General features: G+C 44.0%; 15 protein-coding genes. 3 read left to right on the forward strand and 12 right to left on the reverse strand.

Annotated features, from left to right (window positions below; translation table 11 throughout):
• Positions 1–14: 14 nt before the first annotated feature.
• The 8 genes from nuoH to H0913_RS11745 all read right to left on the reverse strand — a co-directional run bounded on the left by nuoH (position 15) and on the right by H0913_RS11745 (position 10,648).
• On the reverse strand, positions 15–992 hold the full coding sequence (nuoH, locus tag H0913_RS11710; RefSeq protein WP_036952747.1) for an NADH-quinone oxidoreductase subunit NuoH: 978 nt from the start codon (positions 990–992) through the stop codon (positions 15–17).
• Positions 992–3,724, reverse strand: coding sequence for an NADH-quinone oxidoreductase subunit NuoG (nuoG, locus tag H0913_RS11715; RefSeq protein WP_154639263.1), 2,733 nt, complete (start codon positions 3,722–3,724; stop codon positions 992–994). Before nuoG ends, nuoH begins: the two co-directional genes overlap by 1 nt.
• 88 nt (positions 3,725–3,812) lie before the next feature.
• Entirely contained in the window at positions 3,813–5,174 is a 1,362-nt protein-coding gene (nuoF, locus tag H0913_RS11720) for an NADH-quinone oxidoreductase subunit NuoF (protein WP_036952742.1), read from the reverse strand.
• Positions 5,171–5,743, reverse strand: coding sequence for an NADH-quinone oxidoreductase subunit NuoE (gene nuoE, locus H0913_RS11725; protein ID WP_225575697.1), 573 nt, complete (start codon positions 5,741–5,743; stop codon positions 5,171–5,173). Before nuoE ends, nuoF begins: the two co-directional genes overlap by 4 nt.
• Before the next feature lie 2 nt (positions 5,744–5,745).
• Complete coding sequence (nuoC, locus tag H0913_RS11730; RefSeq protein WP_181477305.1) at positions 5,746–7,548, reverse strand: NADH-quinone oxidoreductase subunit C/D; 1,803 nt, start codon at positions 7,546–7,548, stop codon at positions 5,746–5,748.
• A 74-nt stretch (positions 7,549–7,622) separates the two neighbouring features.
• Positions 7,623–8,297, reverse strand: a complete 675-nt coding sequence (locus H0913_RS11735; protein ID WP_004912254.1) for a NuoB/complex I 20 kDa subunit family protein — start codon at positions 8,295–8,297, stop codon at positions 7,623–7,625.
• A gap of 18 nt (positions 8,298–8,315) precedes the next feature.
• Positions 8,316–8,759 carry an NADH-quinone oxidoreductase subunit A gene (locus H0913_RS11740; protein ID WP_036952734.1) on the reverse strand — a complete coding sequence of 148 codons (444 nt, stop codon included), beginning with the start codon at positions 8,757–8,759 and terminating at the stop codon, positions 8,316–8,318.
• Positions 8,760–9,739: 980 nt separating this feature from the next.
• Entirely contained in the window at positions 9,740–10,648 is a 909-nt protein-coding gene (locus H0913_RS11745; protein WP_154602877.1) for a LysR family transcriptional regulator, read from the reverse strand.
• Between the two features lie 810 nt (positions 10,649–11,458).
• Here H0913_RS11745 and H0913_RS11750 point away from each other — a divergent pair.
• Both H0913_RS11750 and yfbR read left to right on the forward strand, forming a co-directional pair.
• Positions 11,459–12,673, forward strand: coding sequence for a pyridoxal phosphate-dependent aminotransferase (locus H0913_RS11750; protein WP_154602878.1), 1,215 nt, complete (start codon positions 11,459–11,461; stop codon positions 12,671–12,673).
• Between the two features lie 484 nt (positions 12,674–13,157).
• Positions 13,158–13,739 (forward strand): 5'-deoxynucleotidase, encoded by a 582-nt coding sequence (gene yfbR / locus H0913_RS11755; RefSeq protein WP_181477306.1) that lies wholly within the window; start codon positions 13,158–13,160, stop codon positions 13,737–13,739.
• Positions 13,740–14,358: 619 nt separating this feature from the next.
• Here yfbR and H0913_RS11760 read toward each other — a convergent pair.
• From H0913_RS11760 to yfbV, 4 genes are all read right to left on the reverse strand, one after another.
• Positions 14,359–16,188 carry an SLC13 family permease gene (locus H0913_RS11760; protein WP_154639262.1) on the reverse strand — a complete coding sequence of 610 codons (1,830 nt, stop codon included), beginning with the start codon at positions 16,186–16,188 and terminating at the stop codon, positions 14,359–14,361.
• An 87-nt stretch (positions 16,189–16,275) separates the two neighbouring features.
• Positions 16,276–16,950 carry a sugar phosphatase gene (locus H0913_RS11765; RefSeq protein WP_181477307.1) on the reverse strand — a complete coding sequence of 225 codons (675 nt, stop codon included), beginning with the start codon at positions 16,948–16,950 and terminating at the stop codon, positions 16,276–16,278.
• A 68-nt stretch (positions 16,951–17,018) separates the two neighbouring features.
• Positions 17,019–17,513: a YfbU family protein gene (locus tag H0913_RS11770; protein ID WP_036952716.1), complete on the reverse strand. Its 495-nt coding sequence runs from the start codon at positions 17,511–17,513 to the stop codon at positions 17,019–17,021.
• A 161-nt stretch (positions 17,514–17,674) separates the two neighbouring features.
• The gene (gene yfbV / locus H0913_RS11775) at positions 17,675–18,130 is read right to left on the reverse strand and encodes a terminus macrodomain insulation protein YfbV (RefSeq protein ID WP_036952713.1); all 456 of its coding nucleotides are present in this window, start codon (positions 18,128–18,130) and stop codon (positions 17,675–17,677) included.
• 638 nt (positions 18,131–18,768) lie between these two features.
• Between yfbV and ackA the strand changes: the two genes are divergently transcribed.
• A complete protein-coding gene (ackA, locus tag H0913_RS11780) occupies positions 18,769–19,971 on the forward strand; it encodes an acetate kinase (protein ID WP_036952711.1) in 1,203 nt (400 codons plus the stop codon).
• Positions 19,972–20,014: the final 43 nt, after the last annotated feature.

A 20,014-nucleotide genomic window follows, 5' to 3' on the forward strand; every position in this document is an offset into this window, starting at 1 on the left:
GGTTCAATCACCCCTTACTGAGCGTTGTATAAAATCACTGCTGCGGTACCCAGCAGGTTAAGCAGTGTCAGTGGCAGACAAATTTTCCAGCCGAAGGACATTACTTGGTCATAACGTGGGCGCGGTAATGAAGCACGGATCAAGATGAACATCATCATGAAGAAGGCTGTTTTAATCGCAAACCACAGGAAAGCAGGCAGGAACGGACCATGCCAACCACCAAAGAACAGCGTTACAATCAGCGCAGACACAGTCACGATACCGATATATTCACCCACGAAGAACAGACCGAATTTCATACCGGAATATTCCACATGGTAACCGTCGGCAATCTCTTGCTCCGCTTCTGGCTGGTCAAATGGGTGACGGTGACATACCGCGACACCCGCAATCGCAAACGTGATAAAACCAAAGAATTGTGGGATCACGTTCCACATACCTTCTTGGGAATTCACGATGTCGATTAAGTTGAATGAACCCGCTTGCGCGACCACACCCATTAGTGACAAGCCTAAGAACACTTCATAACTCACCGTTTGAGCCGATGCACGCATCGCACCCAATAAGGAGTATTTGTTGTTACTTGACCAACCGGCGAACAGTACCGCGTACACAGCCAGACCTGCCATCATCAGGAAGAATAAGATCCCGATGTTCAGATCAGCGACGTGCCAAGTCGGACTGACTGGCACAATGGCAAACGCTAAGAACAGAGAACAAAATGCGATAACTGGTGCAAGCGTAAAGATTTTCTTGTCCGCAAACTCTGGGATCCAGTCCTCTTTAAACAACATTTTGAACATGTCGGCAATCAGTTGCCCCATTCCAAATGGACCTACACGGTTTGGACCGTAACGGTTCTGGAATAGACCGAGAATACGGCGTTCGCCGAGACTCATGTATGCCCCGCAGGTCACGACAACCAGCAAGATAACAACCGATTTAAGGATGGAAATCAGGACTTCCATCACCGCAGGAGAAATCCAATCCATCATGCGCCCCTCCGCAGATTATTCACTGACACGCCCGCCATTACCGGAGCAATTCCCGGCATACCCAGAGGTAAACCGATTTGACCCACAGCAAGGTGCTGACTAATGCGCACTGGCAGATTAAAGGTTTGACCTGCATGACTAAATTCAGCTTTTACGCCAGCATTTAGACCGAGTGTCGCCGCATCTTGCGCGTTCAACATGATATAAGGCTCTGGCATACGTTGCTGGATCACATCAGAACGTTGTGAGGTTTCATCACTACCAAATAGATGATAGTAAGGCGCCACAACCCACTGTGCTTCGCCGCTTTGGTAAGCCGCAGGAACCTCAGTGAAGTACGCTAATTTGCCTTCTGTCGAATTGAATAAACGCACACCCGGATCACCAAACAGTAAGTGTCCGCCCACCTCGGCTTGGAATTTGTTCCATGCTTGTGGTGAGTTCCAGCCCGGTGCCCATGCAAATGGAATTTGCTGGCGTGGCGCTTTCGGTTGGTTATTCCCTTCCATTGAGAACGCAAATGGTGAGTCGATATCTTGCGGTTGACGCGGTTCATGAACCGATTTGTCCGCCAGCATTGCCGTACGGCCGCTGTAACGATGCGGTTCACGCGCCAGTTTCTGTCCACGAATGCGGAAAGAGGCTTTCGGTGCCGTATCTCTAATACCCGCAAACTGCGGCAGTGCAGCCACACACTCTTCGATAACGTGGTCTAATTGTGACCAATCGGCATCACGTTGCTGCGCTTCAGTTTGCAGAGAATGCATCCAGCGCCAGCTTTCGTTCATCACGATGCTGTTATCGTAGTAAGTTGGGTCAAAGACTTGGAAGAAGCGTTGAGCACGACCTTCTTGGTTGATAAGCGTACCGTCTGCTTCAGCAAAACTTGCCGCTGGTAGCACTAATGTCGCTTTATCCATGATGTCCGTGTGCTGATGGTCTGCCACGATCAGGTGCTTCAATTTCGCTAATGCGCTATTGACGGCATCCACGGTGCTATGACGATAAAGGTCATTTTCCATCACGATAGCCACATCCGCTTCGTTCGCTTCAATGCGTGAGAAAGCATTTTCTAATGGCAATGCGTTCATCATCGCGAGGCCAAAGCTGTTGGCATGAGATGCGACATAAGACAGACCGACGTTCGCCCCTTTCGCTTTCAGCGCAAATGCCACGTTAGCTGCGGCTTCGATCACTGCATCGCTAGCGCTATGGCTACCACTGATAATCAGAGGTTTTTTCGCACCCGCTAAAGCTTGAGCCACAGTTTCTACTTTCGCTTTCACATCAGCCGGTAAATCATTCACTGCTGGTGCGTCACCGTTGATCAGGTTAGCAATCGCAAAACCGAAACGCGCTTGATCCGCCACTGGTGCACGGTAGTTGTAAGCCGCTACATCATCTAAACGCGTGTCATCCACGTTAGTGATAAACAGTGGATACTTGGCGTGTTGACCAATGTTTTGGATAGCCGCGATTTGCCAGTCAGCAACTTTCTGTGCCGCTGCCATTTCACGGGCTTTACCTTTCACCGCTTGGCGAACAGATAATGCCATACGTGCGCCCGTCTGAGTCAAATCCTCACCCAGAACTAAAACGGCATCGTAGCCTTCGATTTCACGCAATGTAGGGGTGTAAACACCGCCGTTTTGCAGGATGTTTTGCATCAGCGCTAAGCGACGCTGTTCATCCTTAGAAATGCCGGAGTAGAAGTTTTCCGCACCGACTAAAGCACGCAGTGCGTAGTTGCTTTCAACGCTAGCACGTGGAGAACCGATACCAATCACTTTCTTCGCATGATTGATGATCTGCGCACCGCTTTGCATCGCTTCAATCGCCGAAACCACCTGCTGGACGCCATCTTTCGTTAACAGCGCTTGGCGAGGACGGTCTTTACGGTTTACGTAACCATAACCGAAGCGACCACGGTCACACAGGAAGTAATGGTTTACAGAACCGTTATAGCGGTTTTCAATACGGCGCAGTTCACCATAACGCTCACCTGGGCTGGTGTTACAACCGATGCTGCACTGTTGGCAGATACCCGGTGCAAATTGCATATCCCATTTACGGTTATAGCGTTCTGAGTGCGTTTTGTCGGTGAATACCCCTGTTGGGCACACTTCGACGAGGTTACCGGAAAATTCACTTTCCAGCGTGCCATCTTCAGTACGACCAAAGTAGACATAGTTATGCGCACCATATACACCTAAGTCGGTGCCATCGGCATAATCTTTGTAGTAACGAACGCAACGGTAACACGCGATACAGCGGTTCATTTCATGACTAATGAATGGACCGAGATCTTGGTTTACGTGCGTGCGTTTTGTAAAACGATACTTACGCATGGTATGACCGGTCATCACCGTCATATCTTGTAAGTGGCAGTTACCGCCTTCCTCACAGACTGGACAGTCGTGTGGGTGGTTGGTCATCAGCCATTCAACAACACTTTCACGGAATTGTTTGGCTTCTTCATCATCGATTGAGATGTAAGTGCCTTCCGTTGCCGGTGTCATACAAGACATCACGAGGCGACCACGAGTGTCATCCGCGTTTTGATACTGCTTCACCGCACACTGGCGGCAAGCGCCAACGCTTCCCAGCGCCGGATGCCAGCAAAAATAAGGAATATCTAGCCCCAACGATAAGCAGGCTTGTAACAGGTTTTCAGACCCGTTTACGTCATATTCTTTGCCGTCTACATATATCGTAGCCATAGTCAGCATGCTTCCCAAAGGCCCGCTTTAGCAGGCGTTAAACATAAATACGTTCTTCGTCAAAAATTCGTTTAGCGGTTGCTCAATCGCTAAATGCTTACCAACGCTGCTTGAGCAGGTTTGGCTGGATCCCAGCAATCTGTACGATGTTACGCAGATCTTTTTTCGAGATACCCGCTTCGAACTCTCCACGGAAATATTTGATGGCGCTTTGTAATGGCTCAACCGCACCCGGTGCGTGTGCACAGAAGGTTTTGCCGGGTCCTAAGAAACGGCAAAGCTGTTCAAGAGTTTCGATATCCCCTTCTTGACCTTCGCCTTTTTCCAGTGCCTGTAGAATTTTTACGCTCCACGGCAGACCATCACGGCACGGTGTACACCAACCACAGGATTCACGCGCAAAGAAGGTTTCTAAGTTACGCACTAAAGAAACCATGTTAATTTCGTTATCGACTGCCATCGCTAGCGCTGTACCTAAACGGCTGCCTGCTTTTGCAATGTTTTCGAAATCCATCGGTAAATCGAGGTGATCGTTGGTCAGGAAGTCAGTTCCTGCACCACCCGGTTGCCATGCTTTGAGTTTTAATCCATCACGCATACCGCCCGCGTAATCTTCTAAGACTTCGCGCGCCGTTGTACCAAATGGCAGTTCCCACAGACCTGGATTTTTCACACGTCCAGAGAAGCCCATCAGCTTAGTGCCCGCGTCTTTACTCTTGCCCGCACTTAAATCGATATACCACTGGTCACCGTGCTCTAGAATTGCAGGCACGTTACAGATAGTTTCGACGTTATTAACGCAGGTCGGTTTACCCCATGCACCTGAACTTGCAGGGAATGGTGGTTTAGAGCGTGGGTTTGCACGACGACCTTCAAGGGAGTTAATCAGTGCGGTTTCTTCACCACAGATATAACGACCTGCACCGGTATGCACAAATAGCTCAAAATCAAAGCCCGAACCGAGAATGTTTTTACCTAAGAGACCCGCTGCTTTGGCTTCTTCGATGGCGCGACGTAAATGTTTCGCCGCTTCAACATATTCACCACGTAAGAAGATATAACCACGGTAGGCTTTTAATGCATAAGCGCCGATGATCATCCCTTCCACTAATAAGTGAGGTAGTTGTTCCATCAATAAACGGTCTTTATAAGTGCCCGGCTCCATTTCATCCGCGTTACATAAGAAATAACGCAGTTTCATGTTTTCGTCTTTTGGCATTAAGCTCCATTTCAGACCCGTCGAGAACCCTGCACCACCACGACCTTTCAGTCCGGCGTCTTTGACAAGGTTAACCACTTCATCAGGAGCCATGCCTTTGAGGGCACGTTCGACACCTTTGTATCCGTTTTTGCTGCGATACTCATCTAACCAGACTGGCTGCGCGTCATCGCGTAGGCGCCAAGTTAATGGATGAGTTTCCGCAGTACGGATCACAGGGTTTGCGGAGAAGTTTGTCATGGATACTGCTCCAGTAGCTTTTGAATATTTTCAGGCTGCACATGACTGTGGGTATCGTCATCGATCATCATCGTTGGACCCTTGTCACAGTTACCTAAGCAACAGGTTGGCAGCAGCGTAAAGCGACCATCAGCGGTGGTTTGACCTGGGCGAATACTCAGCTGTTTAATAATTTCAGCTTCTAAGCCTTGGTAGCCCGTAATATGGCAAACAACGCTGTCGCAATAACGAATAATGTGGCGACCCACTGGTTGGCGGAAAATTTGGCTATAGAATGTTGCCACGCCTTCTACGTCACTCGCAGGAATGCCTAAAACTTCAGCGATAGCGTGAATAGCGCCATCTTCTACCCAGCCACGATTTTTTTGCACAATTTTCAGCGCTTCAATTGACGCCGCGCGTGCATCTTCGTAGTGGTGTTTTTCCCCTTCAATTTCCGCACGCTCATGTTCGGTTAAAACAAAACCGTGATTAGCTTGCGGTTCGAAGGTATTCACCACGTCAGACTGGCTGTTACAGCCGCATTGGCCAGTGCCACATTGACCTTGTTTATCTTGTTCATTATGCATGGTTAGCGATCCACATCCGACATTACAAAATCGATACTACCCAGATAGACAATTAAGTCAGAAACCAAGCTACCTCTGATTGTCGCCGGAATTTGCTGCAAGTGCGCATAACTCGGGGTACGAATACGTGTACGATAGCTCATGGTGCTGCCGTCACTGGTTAGGTAGTAGCTGTTGATCCCTTTGGTTGCTTCAACCATCTGGAATGATTCGTTAGCTGGCATTACCGGGCCCCAAGACACTTGTAAGAAGTGGTTGATTAGGGTTTCGATATGCTGCAATGTGCGCTCTTTCGGCGGCGGCGTTGTCAGTGGATGATCAGCTTTAAATGGACCTTCAGGCATATTCTTCAGACACTGCTCAAGAATACGGATACTTTGACGCATCTCTTCCACTTTGATCATTACGCGGTCATAGCAGTCACCGTTGTGGGCGATTGGAATGTCGAATTCAAAGTTTTCATAACCTGAATAAGGACGTGCTTTACGTACGTCAAAATCCACACCCGTTGCACGTAAGCCTGCACCTGTCACGCCCCACGCTAATGCCTCTTCCTTGGTGTAAGATGCCACACCAATAGAACGACCTTTCAAAATGGAGTTTTTCAGCGCAGAAGTCACATAGGATTCTAGGCGTTTCGGTAACCAGTCTAATAATTCACGCAGTAATTTATCCCAGCCACGCGGTAAATCGTGAGCAACCCCACCGATGCGGAACCATGCTGGGTGCATACGGAAACCAGTGATCGCTTCAATCACGTTGTACACTTTTTGTCTATCAGTGAACGCAAAGAACACTGGCGTCATCGCACCAACGTCTTGAATATAGGTACTGATATACAGTAGGTGACTGTTGATACGGAACAGTTCAGACATCATGACACGGATAGTTTTTACGCGATCCGGTACTTCAATACCTGCCAGTTTTTCAACCGCAAGAATATATGGCATTTCATTCACACAACCGCCGAGGTATTCGATACGGTCGGTATAAGGAATATAGCTATGCCATGACTGACGCTCACCCATTTTTTCTGCACCACGGTGGTGGTAGCCGATATCGGGAACGCAGTTAACAATCTCTTCACCATCCAATTGCAACACGATACGGAATGCACCGTGAGAAGATGGGTGGTTTGGACCCAAGTTCAGGAACATGAAATCTTCGTTTTCATTTCCGCGATCTAAGCCCCACTCTTCTGGTTTGAAAGTCAATGCTTCCATTTCCAGATCTTGCTTTTGCTTAGTCAGAACAAAGGGATCGAATTCCGTGGCGCGCGCAGGGTAATCTTTGCGCAGCGGATGACCTTCCCAGCTTGGAGACATCAGCAAGCGACGTAAATTCGGGTGACCTTGGAAGGTGATCCCGAACATGTCCCATACTTCACGCTCATACCAGTTGGCATTGGGGAATAAAGAAACCACCGATGGCACGTTTAAGTCTTTCTCATTAAGAGCCACTTTCAACATGATGTCGCGATTTCGGTCAATGGAAATGATGTGGTAGAACACACTAAAGTCCGCTTCAGGCAGACCTTGGCGATGAATACGCTGGCGTTCATCGACTCCGTGTAAGTCGAACAACATCACATAAGGTTTAGGTAGTTTCTGTAAGAAATCTACAATTTCCAGTAATTGTTCACGGCGTACCCAAACCACTGGCATGCCAGTGCGGGTTGCTTGAACTGAAAAGGCATCCGGGCCAAATTGGTTGCGCAGTTCCAGAAGCACAGGATCATTAATGTGATCTTGTGTCTGCCATTCTGGCTGATTATGACTCGCTTGCGCTATCTGATCTGTCATCATTCTTCACCATAACGCTTGATCAGGTTTATTATTTCGCAACAACATTGCTCTGTTACGCTGTATGGCTAAAAGCCTTAAATTTCGTCAGGGGTACGCAGGTTGGTTACTGCGATACGTTCACCGTGTTTTCTTTCTCTTTCTGACTGCATATTCGCACGATAAACACCCTGATCACCGACAACCCATGAAAGTGGGCGACGTTCTTTGCCGATGGATTCTTGTAACAGAAGGAGAGCCTGCATATAGGCTTCAGGGCGTGGTGGGCAGCCTGGAATGTACACATCCACGGGAATAAATTTGTCGACGCCTTGAACAACAGAGTAGATGTCATACATCCCACCTGAGTTCGCACATGACCCCATGGAGATAACCCATTTTGGTTCAAGCATTTGGTCATAAAGGCGCTGGATGACGGGAGCCATTTTGGTAAAACAAGTTCCCGCAACAACCATAAAGTCGGCTTGACGAGGAGAAGCACGCAGTACTTCCGCACCAAAGCGGGCTACGTCATGAACAGCCGTGAACGACGTCACCATTTCTACATAGCAACATGAAAGACCGAAGTTGTATGGCCACAGAGAGTTTTTACGTCCCCAGTTCACCACATCATGAAGTGCATGGGATAATTTCCCCATATACACACTGTTTTCAACTTGCTGCTCAAGGGGATCAGTAACGATTTCTTGAGTTTGCAGTGGGTAACGGTCGTTCTCACCGTTCGGATCTATGCGGGTGAGCGTATAATCCATTGTATAATGCCTCGCTTTTTACTGCGGATGACGATTGCTGATTTTAATAACTTCACTAGGACCTTTAACTGCGCGACGTGAACGGATTGGAGTCCAATCGAGTGCACCAACGCGAATCAGATAAAATAATCCCGCCAACAATACCAAGATAAAAATAGCGGCTTCGATGAAACCGACCCATCCCGCTTCGCGGATGGCGACAGACCATGCAAATAAGAACATAGCCTCCACATCGAAGATCACGAAAAACATCGCGACCAAGTAGAACTTGGCTGACATACGAAGACGAGCACTACCGACAGAGTCAATACCTGACTCGTAGGGAACGTGTTTTGTTCTGGCTTTGGCGCGGCTACCCAAGAAATGACCTGCGGTCAACATGAAAGCGCAAAGACCAATAGCGCCGAGAAGGAATATAGCAAAGCCCCAGTTATGGGCTAACTCTAGGATTGATGTAGACATACTCGTTGCTTACTCATTACTTATGGTACTTAACTGCTCTTTTTTATAACACGGCAGTATTGCACCACAATTGCCCAGTTAATCGAGAAGAAAGACCAAAATTGACCTCAAAACTAAAAGATCCCCCAAACTAAAATCAGCCTGACGACCGCTGTTTGGTTTGCCCCTCTCTCACTACATTTTATTTTGCTCAAATGAGACAAAATAACCGTATTTATTACAAATAATTCACACGTGAAAAACATCTGCGAAACAAAAATAACTCATTAACTGCTAAAACGTGTCAGTGTTACTATACACAAATAAACACGCAAAGTAGTCTAACTGATTATTCGCTTTTACTACACCATTATCTCAGGAAAAACCTGTCTTAACAGACGAAAAAATGTGCTTTTTATTTGATCTAACGCACAGATTTATTGAAAAAATACTCAATTTGTTTACATAACATCCGAATTTAATTTAAGAGGCAGTAACGAATTTTTATTCATCATCCCCACTAAGCCTATGACTACTCTCAGCTATTTTATCAATTCAGCAAATAAATATTGTTAACAGCGTAACAAATCGTTAACTAACTAATGAATTTCATGTTATGCCATATACATCACAATTATTTCATGCTCTTACGCGTAAATCCATACTTAATAAGTGGTTAATTCGTGTATTTTGTCACCTATTGAACAGAAACATTGTTCACTTTTTTATCACCTCATTCTTAAGTAAAATATCGTACTGCAAAAATCGCCTTCCTCCCCTATTAACCACTTAATGAGTACGGTCAGTAAATTTCAGTTAAGAACATTTTGATAACAATTGGAATGCGTAAAATTGTGAAGGCGGTTTTCAGGTGGGATATTCATAAAAATAAAACGGCTGAGTCAGGATTAACTGATTCAGCCGGATAATGTCACTCTATGTATGTTTGCCACTTATCATTGATAAAAACCCTATTTTATCGATAAGGACAAATTGCTCTCTTATTGGGCGCTGTTCTCAGTTTGGTCAGCAACAGCATAAGAGATTTTTTTGTTTTCAATGGCATTAAAGACAGTGAGCACAAAATCTTTTTGCTCATCCGCATTTTTATATAACCAGTACTGAATATCTGGTAGACGCGGTAAACCATCTGACTCACCTAAAACACGCAGATCTGCGTTTTGCATTTCCATTGGGCGAGCAGTCACTCCGACTTCTGCATTCACCGCGGCACGAACAGCGGGTAATGATGCAGCTTCATAAGCCACATGCCATGGTAAGCCTGCTTCATCTAATGCCTGAGTACATAACTTACGGTATGGATTCGTTTCATCCATTACCACCAATGGAATTGGCTCATTTGTACGTAGCTGAAAATCAGGTGCGCTGTGCCATAAAATCGGGACAGTTCTTAATGCTGTTTTTGGGTGCTGAGGAATACGGCTTGTCGTCAATGCTAAATCAATTTCATGATTATCTAACATTGACTCAATAAACTGAGCACGTTTAATTCTCACTTCTACCGCGATGCGTGGAAATACGGAGGCAATACGGTTTAGTAAGAAAGGTAATAAGATATCGACTGTATCGTCGGATGCCCCGATACGCAATTCACCGTCTGCATCGTTATAGGTTAAAGATGCGGTGGCATCGTCATTAGCACGTAAAATCTGTCTCGCATAGCCGAGTAATTGCAAACCGTGGGCGGTTAATAGCTTATTACGCCCGTGGCGTGCAAATAATTCACGACCAACTAATTGCTCTAAACGTTGCATCTGCTGACTAACAGCGGACTGGGTTCGACATACTGCGGCAGCAGCAGCGGCAAAAGTGTTAAGATCAGCCACTGCGACAAATGTGCGTAGTAAATCGAGATCTAAGTTCATTATGGGACGATTGGAATTTATCATCGTACATTCTCTTTATATAATTTTATGATACCTGGTGTTTCTGCTCTCCTCCGTGAGAATCAGCGAGTCTTAAAAATAATCCAACTTTTTGCATTTCTAATCCATAGATCTGCATTTATTGTATTCAATACTCTATATTGCTATATCTATTTGATAATTAACTTAAACAGCTTAATTATCCAATTAGCGTTTTAAATTTCTATCAATTAAAGCGGGGTTGATTAACGTAAAACTCAATAAGCACGAATTAATTGAAGAAGACTAAATAGTAACATATTTAATGTAGTTGCAATTATTTTAATGTAAGCTCTTTATGTAACATATGATGTAAATTAACAATTTTATTAATTATCAATACACTAAACATTATAACCACGGTTTCACTAAGAATATTCTCATTAAAATAATCAATATTGCTAACAAAAAAAGCCAAAAACCACCCAAAACGCCCCGACCAATAGTTAAATTTATTTCTAATTTAATGATTTAAGATGCAAACTTACAGAGTGATACAATTTTTGTCACTTTGTCATTACGCGACTTTTCCGCCATTTTTTTACGACTCATTCACTAACACACTCCAAAACCACGATAATTATCAGAATTAGATTCCAACTTAATAGCCATAATAAGAACCATCATCTGACTTATTCAATACTTTAAGATAGCATATATCTGTTTTATGTCTAAACCAACCTTTTGCACCAAAAATTATCTAGCATCTTCAAAAGCTTCCGAGGGAGGAGTACAGTAGATAGTAACGCCGGAAGTCCCCTATGATTGCGAGCCCGTTAGGGTAATGAGAGAACCATGAATACGATAATGAAATCCAATAAGCTCGATAATGTTTGCTATGACATTCGTGGGCCAGTTTTAAAAGAAGCGAAACGCTTAGAAGAAGAAGGCAATAAAGTCCTAAAACTGAACATTGGTAACCCGGCACCGTTTGGCTTTGAAGCACCTGATGAGATCCTCGTTGATGTCCTGCGCAATCTGCCAAGCTCGCAAGGTTACTGTGATTCCAAGGGCTTATATTCCGCGCGTAAGGCAATTGTTCAACACTACCAAGCCCGTGATATCCACGATATGACCGTTGAAGATGTCTATATCGGTAACGGTGTTTCTGAATTAATCGTTCAAGCCATGCAAGCGCTATTAAACAATGGCGATGAAATGCTGGTTCCAGCCCCTGACTATCCACTCTGGACAGCGGCTGTTTCGCTATCGGGCGGTAATGCTGTTCACTATATGTGTGATGAACAACAAGGCTGGATGCCCGATATTGACGATATCCGCAAGAAAATCAGCCCACGTACCCGCGGGATTGTCATCATCAACCCAAATAACCCAACAGGGGCGGTGTACAGCAAAGAGCTATTAATGGAAATCGTCGAGATTGCTCGTCAACATAGTTTGATTATCTTCGCCGACGAAATTTACGATAAAATTCTGTATGACGATGCGCAGCACCACTCTATCGCTGCACTGGCACCTGACTTACTGACTGTCACGTTTAACGGGTTATCAAAAACTTATCGCGTCGCAGGTTTCCGCCAAGGCTGGATGGTATTAAATGGCCCGAAAAAACAAGCCAAAAGCTATATTGAAGGGTTAGAAATGCTGGCATCTATGCGCTTATGTGCTAACGTGCCAATGCAACACGCTATCCAAACAGCATTAGGCGGTTACCAAAGTATCAGCGAATTTATCCAACCGGGGGGTCGTTTATACGAGCAGCGTAACCGTGCATGGGAACTGATTAACCAAATTCCTGGTGTCTCTTGTGTTAAGCCACAAGGCGCCCTGTATATGTTCCCGAAAATTGATATTAAACGTTTTAATATCCACGATGACCAAAAAATGATCCTTGACCTGTTACTGCAAGAAAAAGTGCTATTAGTTCAGGGAACCGCATTTAACTGGCCACACCCAGACCATTTCCGTATTGTCACCCTCCCTTATGCAGATGACTTAGAAATGGCAATCAATAAATTTGGGCGTTTCTTAGAAAACTATCGTCAATAAATTTTCGTTTTATCAAAATAAAATAGCCCAAATAAGGGCTATTTTTTTATCTTAATAAAAACAAGTTTCTCTATGAAACTCCAAATTCAATAGTCTTTATTAGATTAATTAAATAATAGAAATAAAGTAAACAGCTGCTAAGAAAAACAGAACTAAAATTATTGGAAAATATTTCATCTCATCCTCAGATTATTTTCAATTAAATATCATCTTGATTGTAATGATTTAAATAAACCATTCAAATATTAATTGAAATAAAATATAAAAATACAATTGAGACCCTCCTAATATGAGCATCTTTATTTGTATTTATTTTTAGATTGAAAAATATTATTTATTAATTCATCTTTAATAGAATTTAATACTGACATTATCTTTGTCTTAACTAACAATCTATTAGCGAATAAATTCCATTATTCTGATATCCCTGTCGCTGTAATAGCGCTATAATTTTGCAGATTAATCCATCATTAATGAGGGTCTTATGAGTTACTTTTTTGCCCATCTCGCTAGAATGAAACTCATTCATCGCTGGCCACTAATGCGTAATGTACGTACCGAGAATGTCTCTGAACATAGCTTACAAGTGGCCATGGTGGCACATGCTCTCGCGGTCATTAAAAACCGCAAATTCGAGGGAAATGTCAACCCCGAAAAAATTGCGCTATTCGCCATGTATCATGATGCCAGTGAAGTCATCACCGGTGACTTACCAACGCCCATTAAATATCACAATCAGCAAATCGCCCACGAATATAAAAAAATCGAGAAGTTTGCCCAACAAAAATTGTTGGATATGCTGCCAGAAGAGTTGCAAGACGATTTTAAATGTTTGCTGGTAGAAGAACTGCAGTCTGAAGAAGAACATTTTATTGTAAAACAAGCAGATACTTTATGTGCCTATTTAAAATGTTTAGAAGAGCTATCCGCAGGTAATAGCGAATTCAAGTTAGCCAAAAGACGCCTTGAAAAAATGCTCGCGGAGCGCAATAGCCCTGAAATGGAATATTTTATGAAAACGTTTGTACCCAGTTTTACGCTTTCATTAGATGAAATCAGTAATTGATAAAATATAAGGAATGGCAAATGTCATTCCTACTTTTACCTTCCCTGATATTGCATTATCGAATATGAATGGCGGTTGAGCCGCTCGAAGAACTCAGGAAGCTCACATACATTCTTTCCGATCCACCGTTAATCCCTAATGTTGCCTTTCCATGATCTTTCGCGGTGATATTGCAAGAAAACCCTAAAGATGATTCATAAACACTGCCTGTCTGTGTCCAGAATGTAATATGCCAACAATTAGTTGTTGCTCCAATTAAATATTTAAATCCCAAAAACATCCGTCAAAATTTCTTTATCCGCAACAGGACCCAACTCTTTTTTGTCATCCAATAATACAACAGCCGTACCTAACGAATGCGTTAAAATAACCTTTTTAAATCTTGCCCCCAAAATTTTTCAAGTTTCAGGTAGCCATAATAATAATTCGATAATGCTTTTTCATTCAGATTTATATTTTCATTCTACGCCATAGTAACCTCCTAATTTTTTCACTGGTAAGGTGAAATTCAATCTAGCAGTATTCACGATGGAAACAGTAGCCGAGTGAATAATATTTCGTACTATTTTTAATTTATATTAAGAGAACTTAGGCTCTACTATTTAGAGCCTAAGTTATTTTAAAATGGGAATAAAACGGGGATCACAGCCACGCTGATAAACATCACAATTATCGTAAATGGCACGCCAATCTTAAGAAAATCTGCAAATTTATAACCACCGGGGCCCAATACCAATGTATTCACAGGGGAAGAAACGGGAGTCATAAACGCAGCGGATGCCGCAATACCAATCACCATCGCAAACGGTAGCGGAGAGACTTCCATTTGGCGCGCGGCGGCAATGGCAATCGGTGCCATTAATACTGCAGTGGCCGTATTGGAAATAAACAAGCCTATCGTCGCGCATAGAATAAACAGGCAGACTAGCATGACATGAGGCCCCAATCCGCCAGCTACCTTCATCAGTGCGTCTACCGCGAGGGCTATCCCCCCCGTATCCTGTAAAGCGATAGCGAATGGCATCATCCCAACGATCAAAATAATGCTCGGCCAATGAATTGACTTATACGCACTTTCCATATCAATACAGCGAAATTTTCCCATTAATAAACAGGCAATTAATGCCGCAATAAAGTTAGGAATTTCATTGGTGACCATCATCGCCACCATGAGTGCAAGGCAAAATAATGCATGAGGGGCTTGTGAGGAGGCTGGGGCAACGGCCTCAACTTCAGCGGCTAAGTTCAATACGATAAAATTACGTGGTTTGGTCGATAGAATACGGATCAGCTTCCAGTCTCCAATGACCAGCAAAATATCCCCTAAGCGCAGAGGTTCATCCACTAGCTTTCCATCAAGGGCCTTTCCATCACGGCGGATCCCTACGATGTTTAAACCATATCGGGTACGAAATTTAATCTCTCGTAACGTTTTACCCAATAATTCTGAGTCTGGGTTCATGGAAACTTCCGCCATCCCGACATCCCTTGATTGCTCGGAAAAATAATCCCCACGCAAGATCATCGGTTCAAGAAGTTGCTCACTGCAAAATTGGCGTAGTTCATCGTCAGTCACTGAAATATCAATCAGCAAAACATCGCGCTCGCGTAGCTCAGTTCCCCCCGTTGCACTCACCATCACACGGCGAAACTTACGCCAGCGCTCAATCCCCACCACGTTTGCACCATAACGGGAACGTAAATGAAGCTCATCAAGCGTGTGTCCTATCAGTGAAGAGCCTTTACGAATAGCTAATCGGCGAGCGCGTCCTGCTAATTTATAATCGCGGATCAGGTCACGGAAACTGCGTTGATATTTAACAGGTTGTTTATCCGGCTCATTGCTCCCTAACCAGCGACGAGTTAGCCACATATAGCCAATACCCGCGATTAAAATAAGCAGCCCTATCGGGGTAATTGAGAAAAATTGAAAGCTGGGTAATCCTTCGCGAACTAATTCACTGTTCACCACCATGTTGGGCGGTGTTGCGACTAATGTCATCATGCCGCTGATTAAGCCAGCAAAGCCCAGCGGCATCATTAATCGACTTGGTGAGGTTTTCATCCGTGCCGCTACACTGAGCACTACCGGAATAAAGATAGCGACCACGCCAGTGGAGCTCATAAATGCACCGAGCCCCGCCACCGTCATCATTAAAAAGACCAGCATTTTACTTTCGCTGCTGCCTGCGACTCGGACGAGCCACTCCCCCATTTGGTAGGCAATTCCGGTACGAACCAGACCATCACCGATGACAAATAGAGCGGCAATCAACAAAACGTTAGGATCCGCAAAACCCGCCGTTGCCTGTTGTAAGGTCAGTGTGTCACTTAATACAAACGCCACAATCACTAATAAGGCAACCACATCCATGCGGACTTTATTGGTAGTAAATAGAACAACCGCGATCAATAGTAGGGTTAGCACCCACAGCAATTCTCCGTTCAAAGTATCCCCTTTCGACGAAAAAAAACAGGCTAAAGATTTTAGTTAGTTAACCATGTTTTTCAGAGGATTTCTTTGATTAGATCGCAATTAGACGTTTTTCGACACGAAAAGCTCAAAATAGCCGTTATTGTCAGGGCCTGTCACGGAAATTTGTTCTAATGTACTAATAATTGCAGAGATTTCATCTCGTCTTGGCATACCTTCAGGATCATGAACCGCAATAACTTGGCAACCCGCACTTAATGCTGAATGGATCCCTGCTGGCGCATCTTCAAAGGCAATGCACTCTTCAGGAGGCAGCTCGAGGCTTTTCGCCCCTAATTGGAAAGGTTCTGGGTCTGGTTTACCTTTCGAGACTTTTTCAAACGTGACCCAGTGCTTCGGCTCAGGTAAACCCGCTGCTGCTCGGCGTCCGTGAGCAATTGGCACTGTGCCCGATGTTACAATCGCCCAAGGGGCACCTAATTTATTCAGTAAAGATAACAGCGCTGTTGCACCCGGCAGTGCAACAACACCGTCCATATCTTCGCTTTCCATTTTCTCTAACCAACGAAAATGGCTCTGTAGCTCTTCTTCGCTTGCATTAGGTAGGAAATGGCGCAATGTGGTCATTGCAGGTTTTCCATGGATATAGTCGATAATCGCTTGATGATCTTCACCAATTCTATCGCCGAATAAACACCAACAACGCTCAACGACAGCCAGTGAGTCCGCCAATGTTCCATCGAGATCGAATAAAAAACCTTTTGCTTTTAACTTCACATCAAACCCTTTTTTAGAAAATCAGCTACCTAATACAAGACGTAAATGCGTCCACCTAAAAAGATAGGTTAAGCATTGAGAATTTGAGAAACCTCAACCGCTGAAAGGTGATATTGGCGAGGACAAGCTTGCCAAATTTTCAGCATTCTTAAATATTTATCCCACATTGGTGTTTGTGAGTTAAAGCCATGAGTTCCGCTATCGAAATGGGTGTAGCGCCCTTCGGTATTGACCATAAAGCGCACGTAACTCAGATAACGCGCTTCCGTTGCAGCATCAAAGCCCAAAAACTGCACACGACGGCCATCCACACCATGTTTGTCTTCCATGTTGCCGTAAGAAACTTGCAGCGCATGGTACATTTCCATTACTTCAATAACCGTACGGCACGTTTGCTCGCTGAGTTCACCAAAATCCCTATCCAGCTCGCGCATTTGTAAACCAAATCCACGCTCAATGATAGTTTGTAGACGACGGTAACGCTCTGCGTTATCTGGGTCTAACATGGTCATCATTTTATATTGATTGGATAAAATTAAGCGTTCAGCATTGGTCATTTCCATCACAGCTCTCCGTTGATAATTTTCTGCAATCTTCGCATTCAATGTTGATAATGCACAGATTAAATATCACTTTTATTGATCTAAACAGTTATTTTGCGTTAATTACTGTTAAATAACGGTTTGTTATCAAATCGAATGCTAAATAAGGTTCAATGAACCGTTTAGATATCTTCCATAAAGGTATGATCTAACTGATTGAACGCTTTTTTCAAAAGTTCGGCTAACGCCATATAGTCAGGCTGCTGCTCAACGGGTGCCATCGCAATTCCCGCTTCAGTGAATTTATCGCGAATTTCATAGAACCAGCTTAATAACCCTGCCGGTAATGGTGTAACGGCACGCTTACCTAACCACCATAACCCTTGCATTGGCAAGCTGCAGGCAAATAATGCCGTCGCGACAGCTGGGCCTAACTGCCCGCCTAACGCAATTTGCCAAGCCAGCGTAAATATCGCAATGGGCGGCATAAAGCGGATCCCAAACCGAATCGCTTTATTGATACGTAGTTCAGGAAACAGTGGCGTTAGCTTTTTTTCCATAGGAAAAACCTTCAGATAGTGATTACCTAATCTGAAGCGTTTAAAAAAACCTGGAGGGGTACTTTGCATTGTGCTCATCAATTAATTTCCTACTACTTATTCATTTTTTTACTGCTATTGATTTTCAGTGACTATCAATTTCAATCTGCCATCACAAAAACAATATCAATCTATGGCTAGCTTACGTCAAATTCAGCGTGAACGCACACTCAGTTTTTAAGTTAATTTTCACAAATTTAGCTTTAATTAAGCTAACTTAAATGAAACCCGCTATTCTCTTGAATACGTAACTCACCGCTATAACTACACTTTATATGGCATTTATGATTTTAATCAACCAAACGCCCTATTTTTAAAAAAAACGTATAAAATATAAAATAGTTTTAGTAGAATCGACCGTAATTAGAATTACTGCCGAACTATGTTACTTAATAGTTCTCTTTAATAAGTCAACAACAGTGATATATTGGGGTTCTGCACGTTATTTCAACACGATACTGTGACTTATTTTTCACAGTTATTTAACAGCATCACGTAACGTTTGCGCGAGAAAACCCTGTAAAATCATCGACCCATGTACTTTTTTGCACATATCATGATATCAATCATGAATTGGTCGGATATAAATGCGCTAGGCTCTAGCGAATTACATTTTTCAACTAAGTCTGTGTGTCCTCATAACGGGCTTCACAACATCAACTAAGATAGGTATTTCCATGTCAAGTAAGCTGGTACTGGTTTTAAACTGCGGTAGCTCCTCACTGAAATTTGCAATCATCGATCCGACTAATGGAGATGAATTTCTATCAGGTTTAGCTGAATGTTTTAATTTACCTGAAGCTCGTATTAAATGGAAAATGGACGGTGAAAAACATGAAGCACCTTTAGGTGCAGGCGCTGCACACAGCGAAGCACTGAATTTCATCGTAAACACAATTCTTGCTGCTAAACCTGAATTGTCCGCACAGATTTCCTCTATCGGTCACCGTATTGTTCATGGTGGCGAGAAATTCACTTCTTCTGTTGTTATTGATGACGAAGTCATCGCGGGTATTAAAGCGGCAATCCCATTCGCGCCATTACATAACCCTGCTCACCTTATCGGTATTGAAGAAGCGAGAAAATCATTCCCTCATCTGATCACCAAAAACGTAGCGGTATTCGATACAGCATTCCATCAGACAATGCCTGAAGAAGCTTACTTGTATGCACTGCCATACGAGTTATATTCCGAGCACAGCATCCGTCGTTATGGTGCGCACGGTACTAGCCATTTCTACGTTTCTCGTGAAGCGGCGAAAAAACTGAACAAGCCAGTTGATGAACTGAACGTTATCACTTGCCATTTAGGTAATGGTGGTTCAGTATCTGCTATCGTTAACGGTAAATGTGTTGATACATCAATGGGTTTAACTCCATTAGAAGGCTTAGTCATGGGTACTCGTAGCGGCGATATCGACCCTGCGATTATTTTCCACTTACATGATTCATTAGGCATGAGCGTTGACCAAATCAACAAAATGCTGACTAAAGAATCTGGCTTACTGGGCTTAACTGGCGTGACTAGCGACTGCCGTTATGTTGAAGATAACTACGGCACTAAAGCGGATGCAACCCGTGCAATGGATGTGTTCTGCCACCGTTTAGCAAAATATGTTGGTGCGTACAGCGCGCTGATGGAAGGTCGTCTTGATGCAATTATCTTCACTGGCGGTATCGGTGAAAACTCTGCACAAGTGCGTGAGATCACGCTGAAGAAACTGGCAATCCTTGGTTTCGAATATGACCACGAGCGCAACTTAGCTGCACGTTTCGGTAAAGAAGGTGTTATCACCACCGACAACAGCCGTCCGGCACTGGTTATCCCAACCAATGAAGAGTTGGTGATTGCCCAAGATGCTGCACGCTTAACAGCATAAAGACTTTCTTGCCGCCAGCCTTATGCTGGCGGTACTGCTTTAG

The sequence above is a fragment of the Providencia rettgeri genome (assembly GCF_013702265.1).
Taxonomy (GTDB): domain Bacteria; phylum Pseudomonadota; class Gammaproteobacteria; order Enterobacterales; family Enterobacteriaceae; genus Providencia; species Providencia zhijiangensis.

Bases quoted from the DNA above. Each gene is read 5' to 3' on its own strand.
- nuoH (WP_036952747.1), bottom strand. From the start codon at position 992: ATGGATTGGATTTCTCCTGCGGTGATGGAAGTCCTGATTTCCATCCTT.
- nuoG (WP_154639263.1), bottom strand. From the start codon at position 3,724: ATGCTGACTATGGCTACGATATATGTAGACGGCAAAGAATATGACGTA.
- nuoF (WP_036952742.1), bottom strand. From the start codon at position 5,174: ATGACAAACTTCTCCGCAAACCCTGTGATCCGTACTGCGGAAACTCAT.
- nuoE (WP_225575697.1), bottom strand. From the start codon at position 5,743: ATGCATAATGAACAAGATAAACAAGGTCAATGTGGCACTGGCCAATGC.
- nuoC (WP_181477305.1), bottom strand. From the start codon at position 7,548: ATGATGACAGATCAGATAGCGCAAGCGAGTCATAATCAGCCAGAATGG.
- H0913_RS11735 (WP_004912254.1), bottom strand. From the start codon at position 8,297: ATGGATTATACGCTCACCCGCATAGATCCGAACGGTGAGAACGACCGT.
- H0913_RS11740 (WP_036952734.1), bottom strand. From the start codon at position 8,759: ATGTCTACATCAATCCTAGAGTTAGCCCATAACTGGGGCTTTGCTATA.
- H0913_RS11745 (WP_154602877.1), bottom strand. From the start codon at position 10,648: ATGATAAATTCCAATCGTCCCATAATGAACTTAGATCTCGATTTACTA.
- H0913_RS11750 (WP_154602878.1), top strand. From the start codon at position 11,459: ATGAATACGATAATGAAATCCAATAAGCTCGATAATGTTTGCTATGAC.
- yfbR (WP_181477306.1), top strand. From the start codon at position 13,158: ATGAGTTACTTTTTTGCCCATCTCGCTAGAATGAAACTCATTCATCGC.
- H0913_RS11770 (WP_036952716.1), bottom strand. From the start codon at position 17,513: ATGGAAATGACCAATGCTGAACGCTTAATTTTATCCAATCAATATAAA.
- yfbV (WP_036952713.1), bottom strand. From the start codon at position 18,130: ATGAGCACAATGCAAAGTACCCCTCCAGGTTTTTTTAAACGCTTCAGA.
- ackA (WP_036952711.1), top strand. From the start codon at position 18,769: ATGTCAAGTAAGCTGGTACTGGTTTTAAACTGCGGTAGCTCCTCACTG.